This is a genomic window from Myxococcus sp. AM009 (assembly GCF_013372605.1).
Taxonomy (GTDB): domain Bacteria; phylum Myxococcota; class Myxococcia; order Myxococcales; family Myxococcaceae; genus Myxococcus; species Myxococcus vastator.
Map to the genome: position 1 here is coordinate 1 of NZ_JABXEP010000142.1, position 21,344 is coordinate 21,344.

At 70.5% G+C, this 21,344-nt stretch carries 23 protein-coding genes; 17 read left to right on the forward strand and 6 right to left on the reverse strand.

Annotated elements, in window-relative coordinates; genetic code table 11:
* Positions 1-77: 77 nt before the first annotated feature.
* Positions 78-884 (reverse strand): carboxylesterase, encoded by an 807-nt coding sequence (locus HV824_RS27730; protein WP_176424626.1) that lies wholly within the window; start codon positions 882-884, stop codon positions 78-80.
* Positions 885-959: 75 nt separating this feature from the next.
* Here HV824_RS27730 and HV824_RS27735 point away from each other — a divergent pair, with 75 nt between their 5' ends.
* From HV824_RS27735 to HV824_RS27770, 8 genes are all read left to right on the forward strand, one after another.
* Positions 960-1,250, forward strand: a complete 291-nt coding sequence (locus HV824_RS27735; protein ID WP_176415596.1) for a DUF3467 domain-containing protein — start codon at positions 960-962, stop codon at positions 1,248-1,250.
* Positions 1,251-1,340: 90 nt separating this feature from the next.
* On the forward strand, positions 1,341-2,099 hold the full coding sequence (locus HV824_RS27740; protein WP_176415597.1) for a hypothetical protein: 759 nt from the start codon (positions 1,341-1,343) through the stop codon (positions 2,097-2,099).
* A gap of 83 nt (positions 2,100-2,182) precedes the next feature.
* On the forward strand, positions 2,183-3,097 hold the full coding sequence (gene hemF / locus HV824_RS27745) for an oxygen-dependent coproporphyrinogen oxidase (protein ID WP_176415598.1): 915 nt from the start codon (positions 2,183-2,185) through the stop codon (positions 3,095-3,097).
* Positions 3,090-3,584, forward strand: a complete 495-nt coding sequence (locus HV824_RS27750) for a hypothetical protein (protein ID WP_176415599.1) — start codon at positions 3,090-3,092, stop codon at positions 3,582-3,584. The genes hemF and HV824_RS27750 overlap by 8 nt, the downstream gene beginning before the upstream one ends.
* A 76-nt stretch (positions 3,585-3,660) precedes the next feature.
* Positions 3,661-4,590: an Immediate early protein ICP0 gene (locus HV824_RS27755; RefSeq protein ID WP_255208393.1), complete on the forward strand. Its 930-nt coding sequence runs from the start codon at positions 3,661-3,663 to the stop codon at positions 4,588-4,590.
* A gap of 81 nt (positions 4,591-4,671) precedes the next feature.
* Positions 4,672-5,286: an RNA polymerase sigma factor gene (locus HV824_RS27760; RefSeq protein WP_176415601.1), complete on the forward strand. Its 615-nt coding sequence runs from the start codon at positions 4,672-4,674 to the stop codon at positions 5,284-5,286.
* Positions 5,287-5,358: 72 nt separating this feature from the next.
* Entirely contained in the window at positions 5,359-6,003 is a 645-nt protein-coding gene (locus tag HV824_RS27765; protein ID WP_176424628.1) for an anti-sigma factor, read from the forward strand.
* 23 nt (positions 6,004-6,026) lie between these two features.
* On the forward strand, positions 6,027-6,455 hold the full coding sequence (locus tag HV824_RS27770; RefSeq protein WP_176415743.1) for a hypothetical protein: 429 nt from the start codon (positions 6,027-6,029) through the stop codon (positions 6,453-6,455).
* A 15-nt stretch (positions 6,456-6,470) separates the two neighbouring features.
* On the opposite strand, the gene HV824_RS27775 is transcribed toward HV824_RS27770, so the two are convergent.
* Together HV824_RS27775 and HV824_RS27780 are read right to left on the reverse strand one after the other, a co-directional pair.
* A complete protein-coding gene (locus HV824_RS27775) occupies positions 6,471-7,256 on the reverse strand; it encodes a hypothetical protein (protein ID WP_255208394.1) in 786 nt (261 codons plus the stop codon).
* 26 nt (positions 7,257-7,282) lie between these two features.
* Positions 7,283-7,858, reverse strand: coding sequence for a hypothetical protein (locus HV824_RS27780; RefSeq protein ID WP_176415604.1), 576 nt, complete (start codon positions 7,856-7,858; stop codon positions 7,283-7,285).
* Positions 7,859-8,329: 471 nt separating this feature from the next.
* On the opposite strand from HV824_RS27780, the gene HV824_RS27785 reads away from it, so the two are divergent.
* From HV824_RS27785 to HV824_RS27815, 7 genes are all read left to right on the forward strand, one after another.
* A complete protein-coding gene (locus HV824_RS27785; protein ID WP_176415605.1) occupies positions 8,330-8,569 on the forward strand; it encodes a chaperonin in 240 nt (79 codons plus the stop codon).
* Positions 8,570-8,700: 131 nt separating this feature from the next.
* Positions 8,701-10,251 carry a phospholipase D-like domain-containing protein gene (locus HV824_RS27790; RefSeq protein ID WP_176415606.1) on the forward strand — a complete coding sequence of 517 codons (1,551 nt, stop codon included), beginning with the start codon at positions 8,701-8,703 and terminating at the stop codon, positions 10,249-10,251.
* Positions 10,252-10,403: 152 nt separating this feature from the next.
* Positions 10,404-10,871, forward strand: a complete 468-nt coding sequence (locus tag HV824_RS27795) for a hypothetical protein (protein WP_176415607.1) — start codon at positions 10,404-10,406, stop codon at positions 10,869-10,871.
* A 133-nt stretch (positions 10,872-11,004) separates the two neighbouring features.
* Positions 11,005-12,420: a hypothetical protein gene (locus HV824_RS27800; RefSeq protein ID WP_176424630.1), complete on the forward strand. Its 1,416-nt coding sequence runs from the start codon at positions 11,005-11,007 to the stop codon at positions 12,418-12,420.
* A gap of 127 nt (positions 12,421-12,547) precedes the next feature.
* The gene (locus HV824_RS27805) at positions 12,548-12,931 is read left to right on the forward strand and encodes a BlaI/MecI/CopY family transcriptional regulator (RefSeq protein ID WP_163783338.1); all 384 of its coding nucleotides are present in this window, start codon (positions 12,548-12,550) and stop codon (positions 12,929-12,931) included.
* Positions 12,932-12,935: 4 nt separating this feature from the next.
* Positions 12,936-15,047 carry a M56 family metallopeptidase gene (locus tag HV824_RS27810; protein WP_176424631.1) on the forward strand — a complete coding sequence of 704 codons (2,112 nt, stop codon included), beginning with the start codon at positions 12,936-12,938 and terminating at the stop codon, positions 15,045-15,047.
* A 192-nt stretch (positions 15,048-15,239) separates the two neighbouring features.
* The gene (locus tag HV824_RS27815) at positions 15,240-16,409 is read left to right on the forward strand and encodes a tetratricopeptide repeat protein (RefSeq protein ID WP_176415611.1); all 1,170 of its coding nucleotides are present in this window, start codon (positions 15,240-15,242) and stop codon (positions 16,407-16,409) included.
* A gap of 18 nt (positions 16,410-16,427) precedes the next feature.
* Here the strand turns inward: HV824_RS27815 and HV824_RS27820 are convergent, their stop codons facing one another.
* Complete coding sequence (locus HV824_RS27820) at positions 16,428-17,342, reverse strand: LysR family transcriptional regulator (protein ID WP_176415612.1); 915 nt, start codon at positions 17,340-17,342, stop codon at positions 16,428-16,430.
* Between the two features lie 113 nt (positions 17,343-17,455).
* Between HV824_RS27820 and HV824_RS27825 the strand changes: the two genes are divergently transcribed.
* On the forward strand, positions 17,456-18,226 hold the full coding sequence (locus HV824_RS27825; protein WP_176415613.1) for an SDR family NAD(P)-dependent oxidoreductase: 771 nt from the start codon (positions 17,456-17,458) through the stop codon (positions 18,224-18,226).
* A 10-nt stretch (positions 18,227-18,236) separates the two neighbouring features.
* Here HV824_RS27825 and HV824_RS27830 read toward each other — a convergent pair whose 3' ends face one another.
* Both HV824_RS27830 and HV824_RS27835 read right to left on the reverse strand, forming a co-directional pair.
* Positions 18,237-19,400: a sorbosone dehydrogenase family protein gene (locus tag HV824_RS27830; protein ID WP_176415614.1), complete on the reverse strand. Its 1,164-nt coding sequence runs from the start codon at positions 19,398-19,400 to the stop codon at positions 18,237-18,239.
* Positions 19,401-19,501: 101 nt separating this feature from the next.
* Positions 19,502-20,395 (reverse strand): DUF1684 domain-containing protein, encoded by an 894-nt coding sequence (locus tag HV824_RS27835; RefSeq protein ID WP_176415615.1) that lies wholly within the window; start codon positions 20,393-20,395, stop codon positions 19,502-19,504.
* 87 nt (positions 20,396-20,482) lie between these two features.
* Here HV824_RS27835 and HV824_RS27840 point away from each other — a divergent pair.
* A partial coding sequence (locus HV824_RS27840; RefSeq protein WP_368738112.1) for a 2-oxo acid dehydrogenase subunit E2 occupies positions 20,483-21,344 on the forward strand: 862 nt, incomplete at its 3' end.

A 21,344-nucleotide genomic window follows, 5' to 3' on the forward strand; every position in this document is an offset into this window, starting at 1 on the left:
GGGCGGGGACATGGGGGCTTCTCCATACACGGATGCCCTGTCCGTCGCTCGACCTTCGGCGCATGCCCGCACCCCACTCAGGCGCCAGCGGCGGGCGACGCGGACTCCCACCGCGAGGCGCTCCGCTGCTGCGCCAGGAAGTCGCCCACCTCCGCCGCCAGCAAGGGCCCCGCCGTGTCCCGAGGGATGACGTGAAACCCCTGCCGCAGGGACAGGACGCGCACCGACGGCGCCGCGGTGAGGCGCCGTGCGAGCCACCGCCCGCCCTCCGGGTCCACGACGTGGTCCTGCTCCGCCACCGCGACCAGGGTGGGGCAGCGCACGCGGGCCGCGTCCCGGATGGCCAGCGTCTGCAACGCGCACAAGTCACGCAGCCGGGCCACGGGAAAGGCGGGCAGCACCGGCGCCTGGGCCAGCGCCTCCGGGTCCGAGATGTCCGTGCCCGTCTTCTCCACCCACGGGTGTGTCCACTCCAGAACGGGCGTGCGCGCCAGCTGCCGGACCAGGAACATGCGCGGCCCCCGGAAGCGCACCGCGGGCGCCACCAGCGTCAGCGCCCGGAGCTCCGCTGGATGCCGCGCGGCCAGCTCGAGCGCCAGCAGCGCGCCCATGGACAGGCCCGCCACGAACACACTCCGGTGACCCCGGAGCGCGTGCAGGGCGTGCTCCGCCGCCGCCAGCCAGTCACGCCAGGTGACGTCGAGCAGGGCCCGGGGGGTGGTGCCATGGCCGGGCAGGCGCGGCGCCACCACGCGCAGTCCTCGGGCCGCCAGGGCCTCGCCCAGGGGCCGCACGTCCCAGGGGCTCCCCGTGAAGCCGTGCAGGAGCAGGCACGCGTCCTCGCCCCGGCCCAGCTCGAAGGGCGCCGTCTTTCGCGGGTCCATGGGGGCGGCTTCTGAGAGCGGGCTCACGCCGTGACACTGGCCACGCGCGAGCGCAGGCGCTATGCCCCCTGCCTCATGGCTGACACTCCGAAGCCCCCGGACATGCAGTTGCAGATTCAGTTGGACGATGACGTGGCCAATGGTCAGTACGTCAACATGGCCCTGGTGAACCACTCCGACACCGAGTTCACCCTGGACTTCATCTACGTCCAGCCCCAGCAGCCCAAGGCCCGGGTGCGCTCGCGCATCATCACCAACCCCAAGCACATGAAGCGCCTGGTGGCGGCGATGCAGGACAACATCCAGCGCTACGAGGCGAAGTTCGGCCCCATCGCGGTTCCAGAGGAAGACGGCGGCATGCACTGAGCGCCGTTTTCGCCGGGAGCAACCCGCACGTCGTGTGTTTCCACGGCCGCTTCGCTGGCCTTCGGGCCCGGTGGCGCGCAGACTTGGGCCATGGTGCTGAGACTCCTGGTCCCCTTGCTCGTATCGCTCTACGCCTCTTCCGCCGCGGCTCAGTGCCTGGGGGATGGCGTGCAGCTCTTCCCTACACCGGGCTCCATCATCCCCACCAACTCCCGCTTCCTGCTGGAAGGCGTCGGGACCGCGCGCCCCCAGGTGGCCGCGCTGGTGGGGAAGAAGCTGCGGCTGGTGTCGGACAGCCACGTCGTCGAGGTGGCGGTGCGGCGCGGCTGGGAGAGCAGCCTGGGCCGCGTCACCGTCATCCTCAAGCCGGCCGGGGCCATGGAGGAGGACAAGCGCTACACGCTGCGCGTGGATGAGTCGCTGCCCAACGTGGCGCTCCTCAACGGCCGGGGCACCATGCTGCCCGAGTGGCGCACGGGCACGGGGCCGGACAAGGCGGCCCCTCGCTGGCTCAAGCGGCCCGCCGTCTCCGAGGGCTTCCTGCGCCGCACCGCGCAGGGCACCGCCCGCTTCGTGCGCCTCAACCTGTCGCTGAAGGAGTCCAGCCCGGCGTACCTGGTGGTGAAGCTGGAGCCGCGCCGCCCTGGCCCCAGCGTGCAGCAGTACGTGGTGCCGGTGAGCAACAACACCGCCTTCATCGGCCATGAGGCCTGCAGCGGCACCTTCGCCATGGAGGACGGCCGCAGCTACCGGGCCCGCATCCAGGCCTTCGACGCGGCGGGGCAGATGGCGCCGGCCGTCCCACCCGTGGACTTCGAGGCCCCGGACGAATACTCGATGCAGCAGTAGCGCGCGGGAGTTCTCCCCGGGGCCGGGAAGTTGGTGTAGGCCTGACGCGGGCGCCCCTGCGCGCCGAGCCTTCGGGAGCGCGAATGACGACGGTGGACGTGGAGAGCCTCAAGGAGCGGATGACGGGCTTCATCCGGTCGCTGCAGGACGACATCTGCGGCGGCCTGGAGCGGCTGGACGGCTCGGCGCGTTTCCGCGAGGACTCCTGGACCCGGCCGGGCGGTGGCGGCGGACGCAGCCGGGTGCTGGAGGACGGCGCCGTGCTGGAGAAGGCCGGCGTCAACACGTCCGTGGTGTACGGCGAGCTGGAGGAGCAGTTCGCGCAGAAGCTCCAGGGCGAGGGCCGCCACTTCTGGGCGGGCGGCATGTCCCTGGTGCTGCACCCGCGCAACCCGCATGTGCCCACCGTGCACGCCAACTACCGCTTCATCCACCAGGGCGGGAAGGCGTGGTTCGGCGGCGGCGCGGACCTGACGCCCTACTACCTCTATGAAGAGGACGCGGCGCACTTCCACCGCGTGCACCAGGCCGCCTGTGACAAGCACGACGCCGGCTACTACCCGCGCTTCAAGGCCGCCTGTGACAAGTACTTCTACCTGCGCCACCGCGAGGAGACGCGCGGGGTGGGCGGCATCTTCTTCGAGAACATGGGCGGGGAGCTGGAGAAGGAGTTCGCCTTCATCCAGGACTGCGGCCGGGCCTTCCTGGACGCGTACCTGCCCATCGCCGAGCGGCGCAAGGACACGCCGGTGACGCAGGGGCAGCGCTTCTGGCAGGAGGTGCGGCGCGGGCGCTACGTGGAGTTCAACCTCGTCTATGACCGGGGCACCGTCTTCGGCCTGGAGACGCGCGGGCGCACCGAGTCCATCCTCATGTCCCTGCCGCCGCAGGTCCGCTGGCGCTATGACCACCACCCCGAGCCCGGCACCCCGGAGGCGCGGCTGGTGGAGGTGCTGCGCCAGCCGCGTGACTGGGCGCGAGGAGGCTGCAATGGATGATTGGAATGACTCGACACCGGTCCGGAAGCCGGCCCATCCCATCCTCATCCTCGTCGCGCTCGTGGCGGTGTCGGGCTACATGCTGATGCAGAAGTATTCGGGAGGGCGCCCCGCCACGCAGGCGGCATCCCCCAGCGACGCCGAGGCCCGCGTCAACGTGCTCGCCCTGTGTGACGCCGTCCAGGCCCACCGCGACGAGCACGGCGTCTACGTCACCGCGGGTCCCACGCCGAAGGCGATTCCACGCGGCGGCAGGGCCGTGCCCTTCCCCAAGGATGAGACCTTTCACCGGCTGGGCTTCGAGCCCGACGGAAAGGTCCACTTCCAGTACCAGGTGGTGGTCCAGGAGAGCCCCGTGGGCGAGCCGGAGGTGTCCTGCCTCGCGCGGGGGGACTTCGACGGCGACGGGCTGAACTCCCTCTACCGCGTTCGTCTGGATGCCAACGGTATGACGACGCCCATCGAGGTGGAGCGCGAGGGCGAGTAGGCCCCTCCGCAACCCGGCGTTTCCGTCCGCCGAGAATCAACAGGCCGGGACCCCAAGCCAGCGTGAGGCATTGCCCATGTCCTCCTTCCGCATCCCCAACGTGATTGACCGCGCCCTCCGCTCACTGGAGAGAGGCGGCGGCTCGAGACGCCCCGACGGTCCGGGCGTGCAGGGGCCCCAACCCCAGGACTGGGGCCCACCGGCGCAGCCGCCCCGGCCGGGGGACAACTTCCGTCGTCCAGTGCCGCCGCCCCCGCACCCGCCCATGGGCGGCCAGGAGCGCGCGCCGCTGAAGTCGGTGGCGGAGCTGGTGCCCCCGGGGCTGGAGGACACGCCGGGGCAGGAGGCCCTGGGGCAGCGCTTCGCGTCGGACGCGGCGCTGCTGGCGTCGCACTTGTCGCCTCCGCGGGTGTCGGGCTCGGAGCGGGCCACGCGGCTGTGGGCGTTCTACACGGCCTACGCCACGGCGGCGGCGCGGCACCCGCCGGAGCCGGAGGCGCGCGCGGCCTTCCGCGAGGCGCTGGAGGGGCAGGGCTTCGCCGAGCTGCGGGACGCGCACACTGGCGAGGACGGCGTGACGCGGGGCCTGTGGGTGATGGACGCCCGCACCCCCGCCGAGGCCCGGACGCGGGCCGCCGAGGTGCGGCTGGAGCCGCCTCCCGAGGTGCGCCACTCCGAGGAGGCCTCCGCCCGGCCGGACGAGCAGGCGCTTGTCCAGGCGGCCGGCACCCGCGCGGCCACGACCTTTCATGGCCCGGTCATGCCCGCACCGCGGCGCGAGGAGACCGCTTCATCGGAGGACGCGCGGCAAGACGGGGACGCCCGGCGCCAGCGCGGAACGAACGGCCGCCTGGGCGCGCGGATGCTGTGGAACGTGCTGCACCGCTTCCGCTCGGGGCCGGACGACGGGGCGGTGGCGGAGGGGCAGTGGGACCGGGTGACCTTCGGCGCCCTGCTGGTGCTGCTGGCCATCGCGCTGGCCGTGGCGGCGCTCGTCAACCTCTAGGCCCGGCGGCCCGGCGGCGGCGCCTTCGCCGGTGCGAATCTCCTTGGATTGTGTCCGCTTGTGCTAGGTTGCCGCACCTACTTGGCAACCGACGACCTCACTCTCGTCAAGCGCGTCCGGACCGGCGACCAGCGCGCTTTCAAACTCCTCGTCGAGCGTTACCAGCGCAAGGTGTACGCCGTTGCGCTGGGCATGCTGAAGGACAAGGAGGAAGCGATGGACGTCTCCCAGGAGGCGTTCGTCAAGGTCTACAAGTACCTGGACCACTTCAAGGGCGACTCGTCCTTCTACACCTGGCTCTACCGCATCACCGTCAACATCTGCATCGACGTCATCCGCAAGCGTGGCGGGGGCGGCGAGGCCGTGGAGTTCGACGAGAACCAGGCCATGGACCTGTCCGAGGCCCGCATCGGCGCCCTGGGCAGCCGGCTGGGCACCAATCCCCAGAAGAGCGCCCTGCGCCGCGAGCTGGCGGAGAAGATCCAGGAGGCCCTGGCCACGGTGCCGGAGAAGCACCGGGCCATCCTCCTGCTGCGGGAAATCGAGGGAATGTCCTACGACGACCTCGCCCGCACCCTGGACATCCCCAAGGGCACGGTCATGAGCCGGCTTTTCCATGCCCGGGCCAAGGTCCAGAAAATCCTCAGTGAATACCTGGAGTTGGACGAAGCGAAGAGCGGTGTGGGCAGTGAGTGAGCGCGCCTCGAATATCTGAGGGACCTGCCCGTCCCAAGTTTCGCAGCCCCTTCCAGCGAGCAGGTGGAATCAATGGCCGGTAATCCCGCGTGTGAGCGTTTCGTCCCCATGCTGTCCCCGTACGTCGACGGAGAGCTGAACTCCGGCGAGCGCGTCAACGTGGAGCGGCACCTGGCGGCCTGCCGGGACTGCACCGGACGGGCCGCGGACCTGCGCGCGGAGTCCGGGCTGCTGCGGGTGGGCCTGGACATGGCCGTGGACGACGTGGACTTCAAGGACTTCACCCAGCGCGTCATGGCGCGGGTGACGCCGGACAAGCCGCCCCTCATGGAGCGGCTGAAGCTGGCAGTGTCCGAAATGTTCCTCTACCAGCGCACCGCCATGATTTCGTCGCTGGCCACCGCGGCGGTGCTGGTACTGGTGGGAGTGCCCCTGCTGATGAGCGACCGGGCGCCGGTGGGGTACGCCTCCGAGCGCATGACGGTGAAGTCCATCCAGCCCTACCGCAACGCCGAGGTGGCGCCGGTGGTGATGGAGACGGACAATGGGGGCACCATCATTTGGCTGGTGGACGAGGACTCGGACGTCCTGTCTCCTGGCGCGGAGATGGGTGAGCGGCAGGACCAGACGGGGGTCGGTCAGTCAGACGCAGGCGGGCGCAACGGCCCCGCGCGCCCGGCTCCCGACGCCCCCAGGCCGTCGGGAGGTTCCTTGTGAGAAGACACGTGTCGTCGGGCCGGATGCTGTGGGCGCTGCTGGGGCTGGGCCTGCTGGTGCCCATGGTCGCCAGCGCACAAGACGCGAAGGTCCAGGTCCAGGTCGAAGTGGTGCTCGCCTCGAAGAAGGGCACCGACGTCGACCCGCCCGAGCTGGAGAAGATGAAGGAGCAGTTCCAGAAGCAGAACTTCAGCTTCACCTCCTTCAAGCGCCTCTCCCAGGAGGTGCTGACGGTGAGCGCGAAGAGCGCCTCCGAGGTGAAGCTGCCCAACGGCGCCAACGCGACGTTGCAGCTGTCTGGCATCAAGGACGGCACGGCCACGGTGCGCGTGGCCATCCCCCGGCAGCCCACGCTGGACGTGGAGCTGGGCCGCCAGGGCGCCGTCTACCAGAAGGCCGGCAAGTACGTGGGCGGGGAGCTCATCCTCGTGCTCTCCCCTCCCGCGCGGTAGTCCCCCAGCGCCGCCTCAGGCGGCGCGGGCTTCCCCGTCCGCCTCCAGGACGATGATTTCCAGGTCCTCTTCCAGCTCCAGGGGCAGGATTTCCTCGGTGGCGGTGTGCGCCTGGAGGCCCGGTGCGGGGGCCTCGGCGTGCTCCCGCTCCAGGTGGACGCGCAGCCCGTCGAACATGGTGTCGAACGCCGCGTAGATGCGGTCCACCATGGCCAGGGCGTCCGCGCGCACCTGGGGGGCCAGCTGCATGGCCTCCAGCTCCGCCGCCAGCTCCTGTTCGAACATGGCGTGCTGCGCTTCGGCCTGCATGTGGTGGTCGGAGAAGTACTTCAGCCTGTCGTCCGCGCCCTGCGCCGCGCTGATGATGGCGGTGCGGCTGAAGAAGACATGGCTGGTGGACTCCAGCGCCCACAGCAGGACGATGCGCAGCCGGTCATCCACCGGGCGGTACACCTCGCTGATGATGGCGTAGGCCGCGTCACGCGTCTTCACGTGCGCGCGGCCGTACATGCTGCCGATGCTGAGCGAGCCGCCGGTGAGCGCGGAGATGTCCTCCTCGAACCACTGGTCATGCCCGCCCTCCTCGGCATGGTGCCGCGTGGCCAGCGCCTTGAGGTGCGCGTCCTGGATGAAGTGCGCGTTGAGGCGCAGCACGTCCTGGAACGTCATCACCCAGAACGTCAGCCGCGGCGCGAAGGCCATCACCTGTTCAATGGGGCGGTCCATCCGCATGTCGGAGAAGAAGGGGTGCGCTGCGAAGCGCGCCTCGCGTACGGCGATGTGTTGGAGCACTTCCTTCATGATGGACCTCCCTGGGGTGTCTGCCTCTACCAATTGATGCTGTACGTGCAGGCGTTGTCGCCGCGTCGCCGGCAACTCTTGGCCTCATGTTCAATACGCACCCAAAGCGAATCCTTGGGGCGGAACCGGTCGCCAATGGCTTCGATGAGCCCCAGGTCCAAGTCACACGGATAGGGGTTGTCACACACCATGCGCGCGTTTCGCTTGTCCACCGGCTCGAAGCGGTAGCCGCCAATGGCGCCCTTGCCGCGGTGGTTCATCCGGTACGCCAGGTCCACCGCGCGCAGGCCCTTCTCCAACGTGTCGATGTCCGGCGGGAAGTGCGCGCTGTCCGGAATCTTCCGGCCAATGGTCCTCACCGTGCTGGGGCCAATCTTGTCGAACACCAGCTGGAACGACTTCAGCAGGGCGGGCATGGGGTACCAGGCATCCGCCTTCAGCGGCGCGATGCCGTTCTCCCCCAGGATGCGCAACGCGCGTGACTGGGCGAGCTCCATGCCGTTGACGATGGCGAGAATCGACTGGCCGACGACTTCGATGCCCTGGAACGACATGGGCTGAAGGGCCGGCGCGGTGGCGCTGGTGGGGGTCTTCAATTCCATACGGTTAACGCCCTCGTGAGGAGTGACACGTATTGAAGCGGTTTTTCCCGATATTTTCAAATAGACTCACATGTCTGTAATTTTCCGAAAGATTCGATATGGGATTCCCCGTGGCGCAATAACGACCCGCGCGGTCGGTATGAAGCCAGGTGACCTGGGCTTCGCTGTGAGTGGGCGTGAGGCCACGCGGCGCGCGGGAGCGGGCCTCCGTGGGCCGTGTGGGGCGGGATGCCCCGGCGGGGCAACCTGCCCCAGGGAAAGGGCCCCAGCGGCCGGACGCCACCTTCAGGCCCCCCTGGAAGAACTTCCGTCGGAAGGCTGCCGGGGCAGGGCTGAAAAAAAGTCAGAAGTCCGGTCCCCGGGGCGGGGGTGCAAGCAGCCGACCCTCGGAAAATCGCGGGGTTGTCGCTCGGCACGCCGGTTGCTGAAGGGAGCAGCACAAGCAAACCCTTCACCCTTGGAGACGAAATCATGGCGAAGACCCAGAAGCGTGGACAGGTCATCCGTCGTAAGGCCCAGCAGATGAAGGTGTCGACGGCGAGCGCGGTGAAGGGGGCTGGCCGGAGCGCCCGCCAGGTGCAGGTGACGCTGGGTGACCTCATCGCGGCGGCCTTCGACACGGTGGGCGGCGAGGTGAAGAAGGTGGCGCAGGTGATGTCCTCCGAGGACATGACGGTCGCCACGGGCAAGCACATCGTCTTCGTCGGCTGACACGCGCCAGTCCGGGGCGTGCGCGGTGCAGGAGGGCCTGGCGGTGGCGCCAGGTGAGGGTGGCCGAGGCGGGGACGGGAAGGGACGCACCTGTGAGACGCATCATCAGTCCCGGACGGAATTGCTGGGCGGTGGAGGAGGCAAGCGACGCGGGCGTGCTGGTGGACGCGCGCGACTACTACCGGGAGCTGTACCGGGCCGCGCAGAAGGCCCGTCACTACATCGCGATTACCGGCTGGCAGTTCGACAGCGACGTGGCGCTGCTGCGAGGCGAGGACCTTCGCGAGGCGCGCGGCGAGTCACGGCTGCTGCCGATGCTGGACGCGCTGTGCCGGACCAACCCGGAGCTGCGCGTCTACGTGCTGGCGTGGGACTTCAGCTTGCTGCTCGCCATGGAGCGCGAGTGGATGCAGCGGCTCATCTTCAATTGGACGGCGAACGGGCAGGTGTGCTTCCGCTTCGATGCCTCCAGTCCGTTGTATGGCGCGCATCACCAGAAGCTGGTCGTCATCGACGGCGCGGTGGCCTTCTCCGGGGGCATGGATGTCTGTGATTGCCGGTGGGATGACCGGGACCACCCGGTGCGCTCGGAGCTGCGCTGTGACAGTGGGAGGGACCCGCACGGCCCCTACCATGACGTACAGTCCGTGCTGACAGGGCCGGTGGTGGACCGGCTGGCGGAGCTGTTCGAGGCGCGCTGGGCGCACTCGGGCGGCGGGGAGCTGCGGCTGCCCCGGGTGTCTCGGGATGACGTGGACTTCACGCCGAGCCTGCCGGCGCCGCCAGGTCCGGTGGCCATCAGCCGCACCTTCGGCAAGACGCTCCTGCCGCCGCAGCCCGCGGTGCAGGAGGTGGCCGCGCTGTACCTGGACGCCATCGGCTCGGCCGAGCGCTTCATCTACATTGAAAACCAGTACTTCTCCTCGCGGGCCATCTTCCAGGCGCTGGTGAAGCGCATGCGGTCCCCCGGGCGGGGACGGCTGCAGGTGGTCCTGGTGCTGCCGCAGCAGCCGGAGGCGCTGCGTGAACAGCTGGCCATGGGCATTGCCCAGGTGCGGCTGCTGCGCGCGCTGGAGCGCGTGGCGCACGAGACGGGACATGCCTTTGGCGTGTACTGCTCCGCGGGGCACGACGCGCGCACCGGCGCGGACATCTACACGTACATCCATTCGAAGGTGATGGTGGTGGATGACCGCTTCCTCACGCTGGGCTCGGCGAACACCACCAACCGCAGCCTCGGGTTGGATTCGGAGCTGAACCTGAGCTGGGAGGCGGAGGCGCCGAACGACGCGACGATGCGCGCCATCCGCCGCATCCGGGTGTCGCTGATGGCCGAGCACTCGGGGCTGGAGGGCCTGGCGGCCCTGCGACTGCTGACCGCGGCGGACAGCGGACTGGTGGAGTGGCTGGACGACGTGGCCGTCATGGGGCTGCAGCGTCTGCGCGTCCACCCGATGTCGACGGTGTTCGACCAGAGCCCGCTGCTCAAGTCGCTGGAGCCGGAGGAGCTCATCATCGACCCGGAGGCGTCGGTGCTGGACGAGTCCCTCTTCGAGGCGCTCCACCGCGCCGAGGACGGGCTGTTCGCCTCCGGTGTCCGCCTGCTGTCGCGCTGGCTGGTGGGCACGGGCACCGAGCGTCCGCACCGCGCCATCCTTCCCTGCGCGCAGGACGAAGGGTAGCCGCGCGCGGAGGCGGCAAGCCGCCAAGGCCCCGCCCGCCCGCCTGCCTTGGGACGGGCCCGGAGGCACGGGCATGGCCGGCGGGTTGTTCCTGCCGCGCGGAACGCCACCTTGTCGAGAGCACAACTTCTCTCACGCAAGGGGGATTCACCATGAAGCTTCCTCTCATGGCCGCGGTGGCGGCGCTGGCTTTCTGGGGTTGTTCGAGCAACTCGGCGAACACGCGCGCGGATGACCGCGCCACCGGTGGTTCGGGCACGGAGGCGACGGCGCCCGAGTCCGTGGACACGACTTCTGGATGGGATGACCGCAGCGCCGGTGAGGCCGCGGACGTGACGGAGAACGAGCGCCGCGACCGGATGGACGCGCCCACCGTCTACGACGGCGAGGCCACCGGTGGCAGTGGCCCCGGCATGGGCGCGGGCACCTCGGTGACGACGCCGGAGGGCGAGAAGTACGACGTGCAGGACGGCCCGCTCCTGGGTGGCCAGCCGCGTGAGGAGACCCCGGAGGAGGGCGTGGGCGGCTCCGGCAAGTCCGACGTCGAGGAGCTCGACGCCAGCGACGTAGAGACGCAGGAAGTGGAGCTCGACGAGGTTGAAGTCGACGGCAGCCGTTAGCGCGGCGTGAAGGTCGCGCGTCTCCCGCTGCCGCCAGGCGGGGGCGCGTGTGCCGACGGTCCGCAGTGTCACCCACACGCGGATGCAGTCACCTGCTTCGTCTCGCGCCATGGACAGGTAGAGTCGGGGGACGATGACTGGCGCCCCCCTCTTCGCTCTTCTCGCCCTGGTGTCCACACAGTACGACGGCAGCTCCACCGTGGAGGAGGTGTCTTCGGAAGAGGACGTCTCCTCGACCTCGCGAGGCGAAGGTGCCCCCGTCTCCGCCGCGCGGCTGGATGAGCCCGCGCCTCCGGGCAGCTCCCACACGGGCGGCGTGGGCTTCGGCTTCAGCGGACAGCTGGAGGTCGGTGGCCTGAGCCTCCCATCGGGGCCTCGCGGCGGGGGGCAGGACTTCTTCGCGCGCATCTACCCCTCGCTGGGGCTGACGCACGGGGAGACCTTCGTGCTGCGGCTGGGGGCGAACCTGCGGCTGCGCGTGGTGGACGAAGCGCCCATAGCCGAGGCGGACTACAGCGGCGGCATGCGCCGTGAGGACTGGGATGAGCTGAGTGACTTCGGGCAGGTGGTGCGCATGCTGCGCATTGGCCAGGAGGGCCGTCCCGTCTACCTGCGCGTCGAGCCCTTCTCCGAAGAGACGCTGGGCCGCGGCTATCTCGTGGGCCGCTACAGCAACACGCTGGCGCCGGACTACCACCCCGCGGGTGGCTCGCTCACCTTCGTGAAGGGCGCGGTCCGCGCGGAGGTTCTGGCCAGCGACGTGCTCGCCGCCCGCATCTTCGCGGGCGAGGCGCTGCTGGACCTTGGCCGTATGGCCAATGACAACGCGAAGCACTTCGACCGCTACCTCGTCCGCTTGTCCGCGGCGCATGACGCGGGCCGCGCGGGCGGCACGACACCCGACCTCACCCTGGCGTCGGTGGGTGGAGACATCGCCCTGTACAAGGGTGAGCGGCTGCGCGCGTGGGCCCTGCTGGGCGGCGGCGCGCGCTTCACGCAGGCCTACACGCCGGCCTTCGGCGGATTGCTGGGCGTGGCCTTGGAAGGGCAGCTGGCCAGCGGCACGCAGGTGAGCGTGACAGTCCAGGGCCGCAAGCAGGGGGGCCGCTTCCGCTTCGGCATGTTCGGCCCTGACTACGAGCTGGGCCGCTTCTCCGGCGTCGGTCTGTCGGAGACGCCCATCGCGGAGGAGGTGCTGCCGTCGGGCTTCGCCGGCTACGCGGAGCTGAGTGTCGCGAAGGGGAACCCCAACGAGCTGCTCCTGCTGGGCAGCGTGGCGGCGCAGTACTTCGGCTTCGGCAGGACGGACGCGGACGTGTCCGCTGGCTTCGAGCTGCCGGGCGGCAGGACGCGAGCGCTGGCGCGCGTGGTGCTGACGGGCCTGGGAGACCGGCCGCGCTACTCGGCGGGGGTGGAGCTGCGCCAGCGCATCCTCAACCACTTCTATGCCTGGGGCTCCGGCGGAACCGTTCACTTCCCCCAGCCAGACGGCACGCTCGTGCGAGGTGTCACCGCGGGCGCCGGCGTCGGCGTGGACTTCCAGCGCTGAACGGCGGTGACTCGAGCGGCGGACGGGCCTCCACGGGCCCGCCGCCGCTGTCTTTTCGTCCGGCTTGACTACGGTTGTAGTCAGCCGTACCTTCTTTGTGACTACAGTTGTCGTCACGGGAAGGTCCATGAAGAAGCCGGTGGGAGAGCAGGAGCTGTTGGTGCTGCGGTACGTGGCCGAACACGGCCCGGCGACCGTGGGCGAAGTGGCCGAGCGCTTCGGCGAGGCGCAGGGGCTGGCGCGCTCCACCATCCTCACCGTCATGGAGCGGCTGCGGCTCAAGGGCTACCTGACGCGGCGCAAGGTGGAGGGCGTGTTCCAGTACGCCTCCCCCGTGCCGGCGTCGGAGCTGCTGCGGGACGTGGTGGGGGACTTCGTGCAGCGCTCGCTGTCGGGCTCGCTGTCGCCGTTCGCCGCGTACCTGTCCGAGGCCAAGGACGTGTCCGACGAGGACCTGGCGCAGCTCCAGGACGTCGTGGCGCGGCTGCGCTCGAAGAAGCGGAAGGGATAGGGACATGGGCACGGACTGGCTGTCGCACGCAGGGGCGTGGGCGTCGTCGGGGCTGTGGCGGGCGTCGTGGCAGGGGGCGCTCTGCGCCGCGCTGGTGTGGGCGGTGGCGAGGACATGGCCGAGCCTGCCGGCGTCGCTGCGCGCGGGGCTCTGGTGGCTGGTGGCGCTGAGGTTCGTGGTGGCGCTGGGGTGGCTGCCTTCCCTCGCGTTGCCGGTGCTGCCCGCGTCGGTGGCCGCTGGCGTGGCGCGGGTGGAGGTCTGGTGGAGCGGGGCTCCCGCGCGGGAGACGGTGGCGCGCGTCTTGGGGCCTGGGGCAGTGGACGCTCAGGGGCAGGTGACTGTGGAGCGCACGACCTTCGCGACGTCTGAGGAGGAGGCCGCGCGCAGTGGCGTCACGCCGGAGCTTCCGGCCGGTGCTGTCGATGCGGGCACGGTGGCCGCGCCTGGTGGTCCTTTCCCGTGGAGCCGCGCCGCCGTGGGGGGCCTCCTGGTCCTGTGGGGCGCTGGCGTGCTGTGGCAGGTGTATGGCCAGGTGAAGGGCGGGCTCGCGGTGCGTCGCCTGCGCCAGTCCGCGCGCCCGTTGGTTCACCCCGGGTTGGAGGCGGAGGTGCGGGCGCTGTCCATGGCAGCGGGGCTGCGGCGCGTGCCGGGGCTCCTTGTCTCTGAGTCGGTGGCCAGCCCTCTGGCCACGGGACTGCTGTCTCCCGTGGTGGTGCTGCCCGACAAGGCGGTGCGACGGTTGCCCGTGGCCGCCCTGCGGATGGCGCTGGCGCACGAGCTGGCGCACCTGCGGCGCGGTGACTTGTGGCTCGGCTGGGTGCCCGCGCTGGCGGAGTCGCTCTTCTTCTTCCATCCGCTCGCGCGGCTGGCGGCTCGCGAGTACGCGCTGGCCCGTGAGGAGGCGTGTGACGCCGAGGCCATCCGGCTCACGGATGCGGAGCTCGCGGACTACGGCGAGCTGATTCTCGCCTTTGGAATCGCCAGGACTCCCGGCACCGCCGCTGCGCTGGGTGCGTCCTCTCACGTTGATGCGTTGCACAGGAGGTTGAGCATGCTGGAGCACGTCGATGCCGTTCCCCCTCGAATCCGGCGCCTGTTGAGGGTGGCGCTCTCCGTCATGGGCGTCGCCGCGCTGGTGCCCTTCCAGGTCGTTGCACGGGAAGCAGGGGGGACACCTCGTCTGGCGCCCGAGTCGGCGGCGTCAGGGCCGCGCGGCGCCGCGTCGCCCGGCTCCGTATCGTCGCCGTCCGCGTCGCCCGGCCCTGCCGCGTTGCCATCCGTGCCTCCCGTGCCGCCCAGCGTTGCTCTGCCGCCATCCGTTCCCGGAGCGCCGCGGGCGCCTGCTGCTCCGCGCCTTGCTGTCGTCACGCAGCGGCACATCGTGAGGGCCTCGCCGCACCTCGCCGCTGTTCCGCCGATGCCTCCGACTCCACCCGCGCCGCCGCCTCCTGGCGACCCGGACAGCGGCTACGTGCTGCTCACGGACGGCATGGCGATGATGAACGGCAGCACGGTCGACCTGGAGCTGGCGCGTACCTTCAAGCAGAAGGACAAAGCGATTCTCTTCGTCCGCCGCAAGGGCGATGCGTTCATCATCCGCGACGCGGCCACGCTGAAGTCCGTTCGCGAGGCGCTCTCCTCCACCCGCGAGCTGGGCAAGGCGCAGAGCGCGCTGGGAGAGAAGCAGGGCGCCCTGGGCCAGCAGCAGGCGGTGCTCGGCCAGCAGCAGGCCTCCCTGGGCCACGAGCAGGGCGGGCTGGGACGCAAGCTGGGTGACCTGGCCTACAAGCAGTCCGGGCTCCACCTGGAGGAGTCGCGTCTGGACGCCCTGCCCGAAGCGGAGCGCGAGCGCCGCCGCTCCGAGCTGGAGAAGCAGGACCGCGAACTGGATGAGGAGATGAAGGCCCTGGAGACGAAGATGGCGGGACTGGCCGAGAAGCAGTCCCTCCTGAGCAAGGAGCAGCACCAGCTCAGCGAGAAGCAGCACGCCCTGCACCTGGAGCAGTCCAAGTTGAGCGAGCAGCACCACTCTCGCATGAAGGAGGCGGAGACGAAGGTTCAAGGCCTCATCGACGAGGCGCTGCGCAAGGGCCTGGGCCAGCCGATGCCCACCTGAGGCGTCCGTGGTGCTCGAAGGGCTGGGGGTGGGTCCTCGATACCTCCCACCGAAGTCTCATCCCTCGCACTTCGAGGCGAACGCGGATGCCGCTGCGGGTATGGGCGGCGCTCGCCCCAGCAGGCGAGGGCCACACGGGCAAGTGGCTCCGTGAACTGCCGGGACTCGGCACCCCGTGGTAGACCTTGATACATGGCTTCGACGCATGCTCAGGACGGGGGGCGCTTCCTCCAAACGGGACAGACCCAGGACGCGGTGAAGAGCTTCCAGAAGGGGCTCTCCATTGATCCAAACGACGTGGATTGCCTCCTGGGCCTGGTTCGAGTGCACCTGAGCACCGGCGCGGCGGCGGACGCGGAAGCCGCGGTGCTCCGCCTGCTGAAGGCGAAGCCGGACCACACGGAGGGGCAGGCGCACCTCGCCATGCTGCGCGCGCAGGCGGGCAATCCGGAGGCGCTGGAGTCCCTCAAGGCGCTGGCCGCCGCGCCCACCGCGGGCTACTTCGAGCGCTTCAACCTGGGCTCGCTGCTGTTCGAGCGCGGGGACCTGGCTGGAGCGCGCGCCGCCTTCGAGTCCGTGCTCCAGATTTCACCCGGCAGCACCCACGTCCATTTCGAGCTGGGACGCATCCGGCTTCAGCAGAACGAGCCGGATGGCGCGGTGTCGCACTTCCTGCGGGCCGCCGAGGGCGCGCCTCAGGAGGCCATGCCGCTGCTGATGCTGTCGCGGGCCCACGCCGCGTGCGGCCAGCTCGGGCTGGCCATCCAGGCCGCCACGCAGGCGCTGGAGAAGGCCCGGGGTGGGCTCCAGCGCGCGGTGCTGGAGGACCTCTTCAAGCTGTACCTGTCCGCTGGCAGCTCGGAGGGCGCCAAGCGCGCGGCCCTGGAGCTGCGAAAGCTGGACCCTTCCAGCACCACCTATCTCTACCTGCACGGCCTGGCGACGATGAGCGCCGGCGCCTTCGCCGAGGCCAAGGACGTCTTCGCCGAGGTGCTGCGGCAGGCGCCCGGGAGCTGGCAGGCCCAGCACGCGCTGGCGCAGATGCACCTCGCCCTGGGCGAGCGCGCCGAGGCGGTGACGCTGCTGGAGGCGGCCGTGGCCACGGTTCCGACGGACCCCGGCCCCACCAATGACCTCGCGGTGGTGCTGATGCAGGACAACGGGCACGCGCGGGTCGCCGCCTTGCTGGCGCCCGTGCTGGGCGCGCACCCGAACGACGCGGGCACGCACCTCAACATGGCCCTGGGCACCTTCCCCTCGGACAAGGAGCTCTCCGCGCGCCACGCGAAGCAGGCGCTGGCGCTGGGCGCCGAGGACGTGCGCGCGCAGGCCGAGCAGCTGTTGAAGCAGCTCGGCGCCTGAGGCACGGGAGGGCGGGCGTCAGCCCTCCTCGTGCGGCTCGAAGGAGTTCGTGAGCTGCTCGGTGAGCCAGTTCATCACCACGCGCACCCGGCGCGGCAGGCTCCTGCCATAGGTGTGCAGGAGTGAAACGGGCATGGGCCTGCAGGTGAGCTCCGGCAGGACCTCGACGAGCTCGCCTTCGCCCACATCGGGACGCGACCTGCGTCTTGGAATCTGGATGATGCCGAGCCCCGCCCGGCACGCCGCGACGTAGGCGTCGACGCTGCTGACCGTCACCATTCCGCGCATCGGCCACTCGCGGTAGCCGCCTTCGTGCGGGTATTCGAAGGAGGGCGTCTCCGCGCCGAGCCCCGGGGAGTAGTGGACGACGAGGTGCCGGTCCAGGTCCTCCAGCTTGCGCGGCGTGCCGTACTTCTTCAGGTACGCGGGGCTGGCGTAGTTCATCATCCGCAGGACGCCGAGCTTGCGCCCCACCAGCTCCGAGTCCCCCTGGGAGCCCACGCGCAGCACGCAGTCGAAGCCCTCCCGGAAGGGCTCGGTGCGCCGGTCCGTCGTGTTGATGAGGACCTCCAGGTGGGGATGCCGCGCCAGCAGCTCCGGCAGACGCGGGAGGATGAGCTCGCGCGCGATGTTGACGGGCAGGTCGATGCGCACGCGCCCGCGCAAGCCCCTGGCCGCCTGGAACAGCGCGCCGAGCTCATCCGCCTCCTGCACCAGCCGCCGCGCCCGAGGCAGCAGCTCCTCCCCATCCGGGGTGAGTCGCACGACGCGCGTCGAGCGCTGGAAGAGCTGGCAGCCGAGCTCCGCCTCGAGCGCCTTCAGCCGCAGGGACACCCGCGACTTGGGCATGCCCAGGTGCTCACCCGCGCGCGTGAAGTTGCCGAGCTCGGCCACCTTCACGAATATCTTCAGCGAATCGAGGTCCAGGCTCATTGTTTCTCCAGTCGAAACAGTGTGTCGGAGCGCAGCCGCTTTCTCAATCCACACACGGCTCACTATTCATGGACAGGTGCGGCGCACCGCCGCGTCACCTGAAAGGACTGGACATGAGCACCTCGAAGAACATGCCCGTGGCTCTCATCACGGGGGGCAGCCGTGGACTGGGGCGGAGCATGGCGCTCAAGCTGGCGGCCCGGGGCACCGGCATCATCCTGACGTATCGCACCGGCGTGGAGGAGGCGGCGGAGGTCGTGAAGCAGATTGAAGCGGCGGGCGGCAAGGCGGTGGCGCTCCCGCTCGACGTGGGGGACACGCGAGGCTTCGGCGCCTTCGTGGAGGCGGTGCGGACGGAGCTGGGCCGTCACTTCGGGCGTGAGCGCCTGGACTTCCTGGTGAACAACGCGGGCATGGGCATCCACGTCAGCTTCGCGGAGACGACCGAGGCCCAGTTCGACGCGCTGATGAACGTCCACCTCAAGGGAGCGTTCTTCCTCACGCAGCGGCTGTTGCCGGTGCTGGCGGATGGCGGGCGCATCCTGAACATCTCCACCGGGCTCTCGCGCTTCACCTTCCCCGGCTACGCCGCCTACGCGACCATGAAGGCGGGCGTGGAGGCGCTCACCCGCTACCTGGCGAAGGAGCTGGGGCCCCGGCGGATCTCCGTCAACGTGCTCGCGCCGGGCGCGACGGCGACGGACTTCGGGGGCGGCGTCGTCCGGGACAACCTGGAGCTGAACAGGAGCCTGGCCGCCCAGGTCGCGCTCGGCCGAGTGGGGCAACCCGACGACATCGGGGATGCCGTCGTCATGCTGCTGTCGCCGGAGAGCGCGTGGGTGACGGGCCAGCGCGTCGAGGCCTCGGGCGGGATGATGCTCTGACGGCGCGCGCTCAGCGCTTCAAGCGGAGGATGACGTCCTTGTCCGGCCCGCAGTCCCCGCGTCCATCGCAGTTGCTGGTGGTGACGTAGAGGTGGCCATCCGGCCCCATGATGACCTCGCGCAGCCGGCCATGGGTGTCGCGCAGGTACACCTCGTGTTTGGCCACGCGGCTCGAAGCCGGCGCGAACTCCACGCGCTGGAGGTGGCGTGAGCCCAGCGTGCCGATGAGCAGCGAGCCCTTCCATTCGGGGATGGCCGTCCCGGTGTAGATGGCGGCGCCGCCCGGGGGGAGGGCGTCCTTGTAGGTGATGGACGGAGTGACTTGCCCCTCGCGCGTCTCGCACGAGTAGATGCCGGGCCAGCCCAGGTTGTCGCCGCGCCGGGCGACGCTGACCTCGTCGTGGCCTCGGCGCAGCGTCTCACCGCTGGGGCCGTGGTCCACGATGTACAGCGTGGAGGCGTCGCGCCAGTCGAAGGCCTGGAGGTTGCGGATGCCGGTGAGGAACGCGGGCGAGCCAGGGATGGGATTGTCCTGGGGCACCGCGCCCTCCGGCGTGAGGCGCAGCAGCTTCCCGGCCGGGTCGCTCGCGTCCTGCGAGCGGTCCGGGGCTCTCGCGTCGCCGGTGCCCGCGTACAACATGCCGTCCGGGCCGAAGCGCAGGCGTCCACCGTCGTGATACGTGGCGGAGGCGATGCCGCCGAAGATGACGCGCTCGTGCGTCGCCGTGGCGTGGTCCTCCGACAGCGTCCATCGCTCGATGCGGTTCTCCTCGGTGCCACCCGCGTCCGTGGTGACGTAGATGTAGAACTGGCGGTTGCTCGCGAAGTCCGGGTGGGCCGCGATGCCGAGCAGCCCGCCCTCCGCGGCGTCCGCGACGGGGACCGTCGCCACGGGCCGGGGTTGGAGGACGCCGTCCTTGAGCAGGCGGATGCGGCCCGGGCGCTCTGTGACGAGCGCGTCCCCTCCAGGGAGCCACGCGATGCCCCACGGCGTCTCCAGGCCCCGCGCCACCACCTCGACGTTGAAGGGCACGGTGCCGTCGGCGCCCCAGTCGTCCTCCACGCGGACGCAGTCCTGGGGAGACGCGGTGCCTTGCGCCTGGCTCTTGCGGCAGGCGGAGGCGGACAGGGCGAGCACCAGGAGAGCGGGGAGGAGCGTCAAAGAGGCGCGCATGGTCGGATTAATGTCCGCGAGCCCGTGGATGCGCCAGCCTCCCGGGCACGGAGCGTCCAGGCGCGAACGCGCGTGCCGGGCTGCTTGCTCCAGGCCCGGCGTCAGTGGTCCACGTAGCGCTTCTCGCCAGCCTCCACGCGCGTGGCGAGCCGGTTGCCACGCGGAGGCAGCGGGCAGGTGGCGAACTTCGTGAATGCGCAGGGCGGATTGTAGGCGCGGTTGAAGTCGAGCACGACGCGCCCGCCGGTAGGCATGTCCGCGGAGAGGAAGCGGCCCGCGCCGTAGGTCGCGTCGCGGTTCGTCTCATCCGCGAAGATGATGAAGAGCTTGCCCGAGCCGTCCTCCACCGGCGTCAGCCGGTGCTCCTTGCCCGCCACCGTGAACACGAGCGTGCCGGGGGCCTTCATCTCGTCGCTGGTCCCCAGCACGTTGGGCACCTGCAACATGCGAGGCGTCTGCGCGGGCTCGAAGCGCGCCTCGATGCGCCAGTCGTTGCTCGCCGGGTACGTGGGGATGCCCTGGAACTGCTTGCGCGCCGCCGCGCCGGAGTCCCTCACGCGGACGCCCAGCTTGTCGCCTCGGAGGATGAGCTGGAGGCTGACGTCGCCGAGCTTGAGCACGTCCGGCGTGCCCTTCTCGTCCGACTGGAGCGCGCCGCCCGTGAAGGGCTGTCCGTCGCGGGTGAAGGTGACGCCGGGCGCGGGCTGGAAGCGCGCGGTGTTGCCCTGCCGCGTGAAGGTGCCCAGCTTCGCGGGCGTCCCCGCGGGGAAGTCCAGGTCGCTCTCGGGTGCGGAGCCCGCTGTCTGCTCGCCTTCCTTGAGCCAGAACAGGCCCACGAGGGTGAGCCAGCCATCCTCCGCCTGGAGCCGCTGGACGCGCTGCTCGTGCCAGGCGCGGGTGGACGTCTGCAAGTCATCGGCGGTGGGCTGGGGCATGTTCTGGGAGGCTGGCGCGGCGTGGAGGGCGAGAGACAGGGCCAGGGCGATGGGCGTCATGTCGGGGCCTCGGGGGAGGGAAGCCCCTGTCTAACAGGGCGGCGGGCCAGGCGCAGGGCTCCGCGCGGTTGCAGGGGGCTCGGCGCCGTGCGAAGGCGGAAGCTGCCCGTGCACCTCGACCTTCAACCCGCACCTCCCGCCGGTGCCTTCCGCAAGCTCGCCCTGGGGACGTGGCGCTCGCCGGGAGACCCCAGCGCCTATGCGGCGGTGGAGGTTCGCATGGAGCGGGCGGTGGCCTTCCTCGAGGCCTTCCGCGCCCGCACGGGACAGCGCCTCACGGTGACGCACCTGGTGGCCAAGGCCGCCGCGGATGCGCTGCGCCGCCATCCGGAGGCGAATGTCCTGATGCGCTGGAATCGCCCCTGGCGGCGCAAGGAGGTCGGCGTCTGCGTGTTGGTGGTGCAGCCCGCGCAGACCGGGCGCGCGGACCTGACGACGGCCACGGTACACCGCGCGGACGCGCTGTCCCTGGGTGCCTTCGCGGAGACGATGGCCTCGCGCATCGAGGCGGTCCGCGAGCGCCGGGATGCCGTCATCGAACGGGGCAAGCGGCGCTCCTCGCTCCTCCCTGGCTTCTTGATGGGACTGGCGCTGCGGCTGCTGTCCTTCGTGTGGTTCACGCTGAACGTGGACCTGCGCTGGGTGGGGATGCCGTGGGACCCGTTCGGCTCGGTGGCGGTGACGAGCCTGGGCTCGCTGGGGCTGGAGCGGGGCTATGTGGCCCTGGTGCCATACACGCGCGTGCCCTTCCTGTTGGCTCCGGGCTCGGTGCGGACGGAGCCCGTGCTGGACGCGGGCGCGCTGGTGCCTGGGCAGGTGATGACGCTCACCTGCACCTGGGACGCCCGGCTCATCGGCGTGGAGGACGCCGCGTGTGTCCTGCGCGACATCGGCGCCGCGTTGGAGGACCCGGAGGGGGCGTGGGGCGGGGCTGCGAGCGGTGCGGAGG